Here is a 7767-nt window from a genome sequence, read left to right as displayed (position 1 = left end):
TGACGAGGTCGCCCTCGCGCGTGCCGATCTGGTGATAGTCGAAGCTGGCATAGCCGCGGCTGATCGACTTCAGGCGATCGTAGAAATCGAACACCACTTCGTTGAGCGGCAGTTCATAGGTCACCTGCGCGCGGCCGCCGACATAGGTCAGATTCTTCTGGATGCCGCGCCTGTCCTGGCAGAGCTTCAGGATCGAGCCGAGATATTCGTCCGGGCAGTAGATCACCGCCTCGATCCACGGCTCCTCGATCATCTCGATATGGTTGGGATCGGGCATGTCGGCGGGATTGTGCAGATGGCGCACGGTCCCATCCTTCATGTGCATGTCATAGACCACCGAGGGCGCGGTGGTGATGAGATCGAGGTCGTACTCGCGGGTCAGCCGCTCCTGAATGATCTCCAGATGAAGGAGGCCGAGGAACCCGCAGCGGAAGCCGAAGCCCAGTGCGGCGCTGGTCTCCATCTCGAAGGAGAAGCTGGCGTCGTTGAGGCGCAGCTTGCTGATGCTGTCGCGCAGCTTCTCGAAGTCATTGGCATCGACCGGGAAGAGGCCGCAGAAGACGACCGGCTGCACTTCCTTAAAGCCGGGCAGCGGCGCTTTCGCGGGGTTCTTGACCGTGGTGATGGTGTCGCCGACGCGGGTCTGGCTGATGTCCTTGATCTGCGCGGTGATGAAGCCGATTTCGCCGGGGCCAAGCTCGGGCAGCGCCTCGATCTTGGGGCGCATACAGCCGACGCGGTCGATCAGATGCTCGGTGCCGCCGATCATGAACTTGATGTTCTGGCCCTTCCTGATGACGCCGTTGACGACGCGCACCAGAATGACGACGCCCAGATAGGGGTCGTACCAGCTATCGACCAGCATCGCCTCCAGCGGCGCGTCGCGATCGCCCTTGGGCGGCGGGATCTTGGCGACGATGGCTTCGAGCACTTCGTCGATGCCGATGCCCGACTTGGCCGACGCCAGCACCGCTTCCGAAGCGTCCAGGCCGATCACCTCCTCGATCTCGGCGCGCACCTTTTCCGGTTCGGCGGCGGGCAGGTCGATCTTGTTGAGGACGGGCACGATCTCATGGTCATGCTCGATCGACTGGTAGACGTTGGCGAGCGTCTGCGCCTCCACCCCCTGCGCCGCGTCCACCACCAGCAGCGCGCCTTCGCAGGCGGCGAGGCTGCGCGAGACTTCATAGGCGAAGTCGACATGGCCCGGCGTGTCCATGAGATTGAGCTCATAGGTCTCGCCATTTTTCGCGACATAATCGAGGCGCACGGTCTGCGCCTTGATGGTGATGCCGCGTTCCTTCTCGATATCCATATTGTCGAGAACCTGCGCGCTCATCTCGCGGTCGGTGAGGCCCCCGGTGCGCTGGATCAGGCGGTCGGCCAGGGTGGATTTGCCATGGTCGATATGGGCGATGATCGAGAAATTGCGGATATGGCTGAGGTCGGTCATCGGTGCCCGATAGCAGGGGTTTTGACGTGTGTCAGCACGGTAGCGCGGCCTTTGCGCCGTCAGTAGGCAAGGCAGTGCGCTTATGATAGAGCGGAGCCGCCTTTGACGGGTCGCGCCATAACAAGAAACGGCTTTCTGTTACCGCATCAAAGGATTTTGGGGCAATGTTAAAGCAGGTTTCCGCGCTGATCGCATCGGCGGCAATGATCGCGACGCCGACCATGGCGGCCGCGCAAACGAATATGAGCTCGTCGGGCCAGACCTACAAGGACGGGACCACCAAAGGGGCGTCATCCGGCCGCCGCGCGCAGGAGCGTGCGACGCGCGAGATTCCGCGCTGCACCCGCCGCATCGGCACGGTCGCGATTGTCGAACCGGACAATCAATGGTGGCGCGAACTGAGCCTGGGCAGCCCGGAAGCGATCCTGAAGGTCTTCATCCAGCAGTCCGGCTGTTTCGGCATCGTCAACCGAGGCCGCGCCATGCAGAGCCGGGCGATGGAGCGCGCCATGGCCGATTCAGGCGAGCTTCAGGCGGGCTCCAACCTGGGGCGCGGTCAGGTGAAGACCGCCGACTATTATCTGGAGCCGGACATCGTATCGTCCAACCGCAATTCGGGCGGCGGCGGCATCGGCGGCGCGCTGGGCGGGCTGATGGGCGGCTTTGGCGGCGCAATCATCGGCGGCCTTAACATCAAGAAGAAGGAAGCGAATGTCACGCTGTCCATCGTCAACGCGCGCACGACCGAGGAAGAAGCGCTGACCGAAGGCTATGCGCGCAAGACCGACATCGGCTTCGGCGGCGGCGCGGGCGGCGGCTGGTGGGGGGGCTTCGCGGCGGCGGGTGGCAGCGGCTACCAGAATACCGAGATCGGGCAGGTGATCGTGCTCGCCTATCTTGACGCCTACACCAAGCTGGTGACGCAGCTTGGCGGCCTGCCGGAAAATGCGGCGGCCGCAGCGCCAGTCGCACAGTAAGGAAGGGCGAAGGGCGCTGCCTTAGGCGAGCGCCCTTCGCCTCAACCTTGGGTCGTGGCCGGCGCGGGCACAAGGCGGCGGCCTTCCCGCCGCCTTTTCCACCACGCCAATATCGCCTCGCCCGCCGGCTGCTCGACTACGCGATTGATCGCGGTGCCCAGGGTCAACGCCACGAGGAAGGCGGCGGCGAAGCCGATCCAGGGGCTGTAGCCGGCGCGCGCGCATTCCAGCATCACGACGAAGCCGACATGCTGGTGGATGAGGTAGAAGCTGTAGCTGATGCCCCCCAGCCAGACGAGCGGGCGGATGGCGATGAAGCGCAGATGGCCGTGGATCAGCGCCAGAAACGCTGCCAGCAGCACACAGGCGACCAGGGCCACGTCCCAGGTCTCGATCGTCGCGACCGAGAGCAGAGCCAGTGCCGCATAGGGCGCCTGCTGCCGCAGGGTGCGCTGCCCGCGCCAAAGCCGATAAGCGAGCATTCCTAAGACGAAGAAGGGCGTGTAGCGCAGCACCAGCAGCATGATGATCCGCTCCGGCATGTCGGGCCGGGCCCAGTAAAGCCAGCGGATCATCAGCCATGCGGCCAGCACCGGCTCCAGCCGCTTCAGCCCCGCGAATTTCCAGATCGCGATCATGCAGACATAGAAGGCGATCTCGACCGTCAGCGTCCAGTAAGCGCCGTCGACTTCTGGGATGAAGGCGAAACCCTGCAACATGGTGAGGTTGGCGAGGATGGCGAAGGGACCGACCAGCAGCTGGGTCGCCTGCGCCAGATATTCGATGCCGAGCGTCATCAGCATCGCGACGAGATAGGCCGGATAGAGGCGCGCGAAGCGGTTGACGATGAAGTCCGCCACCGTCGCGATCCGATCCAGCGTGAAGAAGATGGCGAAGCCCGAAATGGTGAAGAACAGCAGCACCCGATAATTGCCGCCGGGAAAGCTGAAGGGCACATGCGCCGCCTGCGGGAACAGCTCATGGAAGCGCGTGGAATAATGAAACACCAGCACGCATAGCGCGCCAATGCCGCGCAACGCGTCCAGTTCCGTCAAGCGGCCACGGGCAAGGGTCGGTCCAGCCATGCCGTCCCATAGCAACAAGGCAGCAACGAATCTGTTAAGATCGTGGTTAATCGCGGCACCGGCGCGCTTTTTCTTTGCTGGATTTTTGCTGGGCGAGCGGATACCTCACGCTTGCGCATCATTACCACATCGTCACCCCGGACTTGATCCGGGGTCCCGCTTTCTTTGCGACGGCAGCGGAGAAGCGGGACCCCGGGTCAAGCCCGGGGTGACGAGAAGCTCACATTCACTGTGGCCGCGTAAGTCGGTATTCTCAGCGCGCAGGCGCTTCGCCCGCGCGTTTGAGGCCCGCGAGCTGCTCGGCCAGGACCTGATCGACGATCGGCGCGAGCTTTGCCGTGCCGCCGCGCACATAGCCGCCCACGACATAGGTCATCACCACCTTGACGCCGTTGCCTGACGGCGTGATCGTCAGATCGAGCGTGCCGACGACCGCTTCAGACTGGAGCGGGCCGAGCGCGGCGGAAAGGCGCAATTGCTTGCCCGGCACGGCGTAGACGACGCGGCCATGCTCGACCGAGCCGGCCGCGCCGGATTTGGCGGGAATAGCTTCGCAGAAGCAGCCGCCGGCGCGCGCGTCGATGGTCATGTTCGCCGAATCGCCGCTATACGTATGCGCGTCGTTCCACCAGCGCCCCGGCGCGGTAATCAACGCATAGACGGCCGCCGGGTCGGCCGCGATCTCCACCTTGTTCTCGCTGACGAAGCCGGCATCGCTGCTGGCCGTGACGGCCGCATGGGCCGGAACGGCCATCGCCACCCCGGCCCATGCCAGAAATCCCCATTTGCGCATGACCTGTCCCCCTCTTTTCAGGGGGCAGCCTAGCTCAGGCCGCGTCGCCGTCCAAGATGGCGGCGATGGCGATCGTCACATCGTCCATGTCGGCCATGCCGTCGACGCGCGACACGATGCCGCGGCTCTCGTACAGCGGCAGGATCGGCGCGGTCTTGGCGCGATATTCGGCCATGCGAGTGCGGACCGTATCCTCATTGTCGTCGGGACGGCGCTTGAATTCATGGCCGTGGCACTTGTCGCACTCGCCCTCGACTTTGGGCTGGTGAAAGCTGTCATGATAGCCCGCGCCGCAAGTGGCGCAGGTGAAACGGCCGGTGATGCGCTCGACCAGCGCGTCCTCGTCCACCTCCAGTTCGATCACATGGTCGAGCGTGCGACCCCGATCCGACAGGATGGTGTCGAGCGAATGGGCCTGCGCTTGCGTGCGGGGATAGCCGTCGAAAATGACGCCGGTGTCGGGCGACAGCGCGTCGAGCGCCTCGCCGATGATGCCCGAGACGATCTCGTCGGAGACCAGTTCGCCCGCTTCCATCACGGCTTTCGCCTTGAGGCCGATCGGCGTGCCCGCCTTCACGGCCGCGCGCAGCATGTCGCCGGTGGACAGCTGAACCATGCCCCGGCTCTCGACCAGGCGGGTCGCCTGCGTGCCCTTCCCTGCGCCGGGAGGACCAAGCAAAATGATGTTCATCGCGCGCATACTCCCCTGTTCGTGCGCTGTGTGAAGGGACGCCGCTTAGCGCAGACGGCCCTTCAGCTTCGCCTTCTTGATCAGATCGCCATATTGATGGGCGAGCAGGTGACTCTGGATCTGGGTCACGGTGTCGACCGTTACATTGACCACGATCAGCAGGCTAGTCCCACCCAGGTAGAAGGGAATGCCCGCGCGTGCGATCGCGAATTCCGGCACCAGGCAGATGAAAGCCAGATAGGCCGCGCCGATGACGGTGATGCGCGTCAGCACATAATCGAGATAATTTTCGGTGTTCTTGCCCGGACGAATGCCGGGAATGAAGCCGCCATTCCGCTTGAGGTTATCGGCCGTCTCTTCCGGGTTGAACACCACAGCGGTGTAGAAGAAGCAGAAGAACACGATGCCGAGGCCATAGAGCGCCATATAGACCGGGCTGCCGTGCGACAGATACTGGTTCAGCGTCAGCACGAAATCGCCCCAGCGGCTTTCGCCCGCCACCGTCTGCCCCGCGAATTGCGAGATGGTGAGCGGCATCAGCAGCAGCGAGCTGGCGAAGATCGGCGGGATGACGCCGGCGGTGTTGACCTTGAGCGGCAAGTGGCTGCGGTCCGCCTGCATCAGCCCCTGGCGGGTCTGGCGCTTGGGATATTGGATGAGGACGCGGCGCTGGGCACGCTCCATGAAGCAGATCAGAAGGACAAGGCCCATCAGCGCCACGACGATGACGAAGATCAGCAGGCCCGAGATCGAGCCTTCGCTGCCCGACTTGAACAGGTTGCTGAGCGTCACCGGCAGCTGCGCGACAATGCCCGCCATGATGATGAGCGAGGTGCCGTTGCCGATGCCGCGCGAGGTGATCTGCTCACCCAGCCACATCAGGAACATCGTGCCGCCGATCAGCGAGACGACAGCGGTCAGGCGGAACAGCAGGCCGGGATCGACCACCGCCTGCATCCCCTGCTGCGCGCCGAAGCCTTCGAGGCCGACTGCGATGAAATAGCCCTGCACGGCGGTGAGGCCGACGGTGCCGTAGCGGGTATATTGGTTGAGCTTCTTGCGCCCGCTCTCGCCTTCCTTCTTGATCGCGGCAAGCTGCGGCGAGAGGCTGGCGCCCAGCTGCACCACGATGGACGCGGTGATATAGGGCATGACGCCGAGCGCGATCAGGCTCATGCGCGAGAGCGACCCGCCCGAGAAGGTGTTGAAAATGTCGAGGATGCCGCCGTTGGTCTGGCTGTAAAGCTGCGACAGGGCGGTCGGATCGACGCCGGGCAGCGGCACGAAGCTTAAGAAACGGAAGACGATCAGCGCGCCCAGCGTGAACCACAGGCGCTTCTTGAGGTCGGTCGCCTGGCTGAACTTCGCCAGGCTGAGATTGGATGCGAGCTGGTCGGCTCTCGATGCCATGGTGGCTGCCCTTCAAATCACTCTTTGCCGGGCGCAAGCCCGACCGGAATCGCTATCCCCTTAAGCATCCAACTCCGTTCGTGTCGAGCGAAGTCGAGACACGGAGAGGTCAGCCTTGCGTTTCTCGACTGCGCTCGAAACGAACGGGGGGAGGAGAAGCGTTCGGGAACCCCGAAACACATGACCCCGCCGACCCATATCGGGCAGCGGGGTCAGGCTTGCAAGATGCAGGCGGGCGATCAGCCCTGCCGGGCGGCCTTGGCGGCGGCGAGCGCGCTGCCCTTCTTGGCCTTCGCCTTTTCAGCCGCGGGCACGACTTCGATCACCTCGACTTTGCCGCCGGCCTTCTCGACCGCCTCGATCGCGCCCTTCGACGCGCCGGCGACCAGCAGGTTGACCTTGGCGGTCAGCTCACCCTTGCCGAGCAGGCGAACGCCGTCCTTGCCGCCACGGGCCAGGGCAGCGGCCTTGAGCGCCGCATGATCGATGGTCGCGCCGACGTCCAGCTTGCCGGCGTCGATCGCCTTCTGGAGCGCGCCCAGGTTCACGATCGCGTAATCCTTGGCGAAGATATTGTTGAAGCCGCGCTTCGGCAGGCGCATGTGGAGCGGCATCTGGCCGCCCTCGAAGCCGTTGATGGCGACGCCCGAGCGCGCCTTGGCGCCCTTCTGGCCACGCCCGGCCGTCTTGCCCTTGCCCGAGCCGATGCCGCGTCCCACGCGCATCCGACCCTTGCGGGCGCCGTCATTGTCGGTGAGTTCGTTCAGTTTGAAAGTCATGATGTGCACTCGCTTTCGCTTTTGTCGCGCTGAAAAAACTATCCCCTCCCGCAGGCGGGAGAGGATACGGAGCCTTGCGAGCTTGCTCGCTAGGCGAAGTTGGTGAGGGCCAGACCCTCACCACTGCGACTAAGGCCCGCTGCGCGGACCTAAGTCTCGTTGCCTCTCCCGCTTGCGGGAAAGGCAGTCTTTGTCAATCGACCACTTCCACCATGTGGGGCAGCTTGCGGATCGCGCCACGAACTTCGGCCGTGTCTTCCAGCTCCACCACGCGGTGCATCTTGCCAAGGCCGAGGCCGATCAGAATCTTCTTCTGGTCGGCAGGGCGGCGGATCGGCGAACCGATCTGCTTGATCTTGATGGTCTTTTTCTCTTGGGCCATGCCAGTTACTCCGCAATCGCTTCGGCGTCAGCCTGCGCGACTTCGGCCGAGGCGCCGCCGCGACGCAGAAGGTCGGCGACCTTCTTGCCACGACGCTGCGCCACCGACTTGGGGCTGGTCTGCTCGCCCAGCGCCGCGAAGGTCGCACGGATCATGTTATACGGGTTGGACGTGCCGTTCGACTTGGTCACGACGTC

At 64.1% G+C, this 7767-nt stretch carries 8 protein-coding genes and 1 pseudogene; 1 reads left to right on the top strand and 8 read right to left on the bottom strand.

The genetic code is table 11. The annotated features are described in order from the left end of the window. Positions 1-1453, bottom strand: a 1453-nt coding sequence (lepA, locus tag V2B31_RS19940; RefSeq protein ID WP_328281960.1) for a translation elongation factor 4, incomplete at its 3' end; no start/stop codon positions are given. 164 nt (positions 1454-1617) lie between these two features. Between lepA and V2B31_RS19935 the strand changes: the two genes are divergently transcribed. Continuing rightward, the gene (locus V2B31_RS19935) at positions 1618-2430 is read left to right on the top strand and encodes a CsgG/HfaB family protein (protein ID WP_422248056.1); all 813 of its coding nucleotides are present in this window, start codon (positions 1618-1620) and stop codon (positions 2428-2430) included. Positions 2431-2471: 41 nt separating this feature from the next. Here V2B31_RS19935 and V2B31_RS19930 read toward each other — a convergent pair whose 3' ends face one another. From V2B31_RS19930 to V2B31_RS19900, 7 genes and pseudogenes are all read right to left on the bottom strand, one after another. Continuing rightward, complete coding sequence (locus V2B31_RS19930; RefSeq protein WP_328281958.1) at positions 2472-3515, bottom strand: acyltransferase family protein; 1044 nt, start codon at positions 3513-3515, stop codon at positions 2472-2474. 253 nt (positions 3516-3768) lie between these two features. Next, positions 3769-4308 (bottom strand): SRPBCC family protein, encoded by a 540-nt coding sequence (locus V2B31_RS19925; RefSeq protein WP_328281956.1) that lies wholly within the window; start codon positions 4306-4308, stop codon positions 3769-3771. A gap of 34 nt (positions 4309-4342) precedes the next feature. Further along, complete coding sequence (locus tag V2B31_RS19920; protein WP_328281955.1) at positions 4343-4999, bottom strand: adenylate kinase; 657 nt, start codon at positions 4997-4999, stop codon at positions 4343-4345. A 45-nt stretch (positions 5000-5044) separates the two neighbouring features. Continuing rightward, positions 5045-6409 (bottom strand): preprotein translocase subunit SecY, encoded by a 1365-nt coding sequence (gene secY, locus V2B31_RS19915; RefSeq protein ID WP_328281953.1) that lies wholly within the window; start codon positions 6407-6409, stop codon positions 5045-5047. 239 nt (positions 6410-6648) lie between these two features. Further along, positions 6649-7188, bottom strand: coding sequence for a 50S ribosomal protein L15 (gene rplO / locus V2B31_RS19910; protein WP_328281951.1), 540 nt, complete (start codon positions 7186-7188; stop codon positions 6649-6651). Between the two features lie 193 nt (positions 7189-7381). Continuing rightward, positions 7382-7570, bottom strand: coding sequence for a 50S ribosomal protein L30 (rpmD, locus tag V2B31_RS19905; protein ID WP_328281949.1), 189 nt, complete (start codon positions 7568-7570; stop codon positions 7382-7384). Between the two features lie 5 nt (positions 7571-7575). Continuing rightward, positions 7576-7767, bottom strand: a pseudogene (locus V2B31_RS19900) (30S ribosomal protein S5); the annotation flags it as partial.

This window comes from Sphingobium sp. (assembly GCF_036170395.1).
Classification (GTDB): domain Bacteria; phylum Pseudomonadota; class Alphaproteobacteria; order Sphingomonadales; family Sphingomonadaceae; genus Sphingobium.
This window is presented reverse-complemented; position numbering and strand designations above follow the sequence as displayed.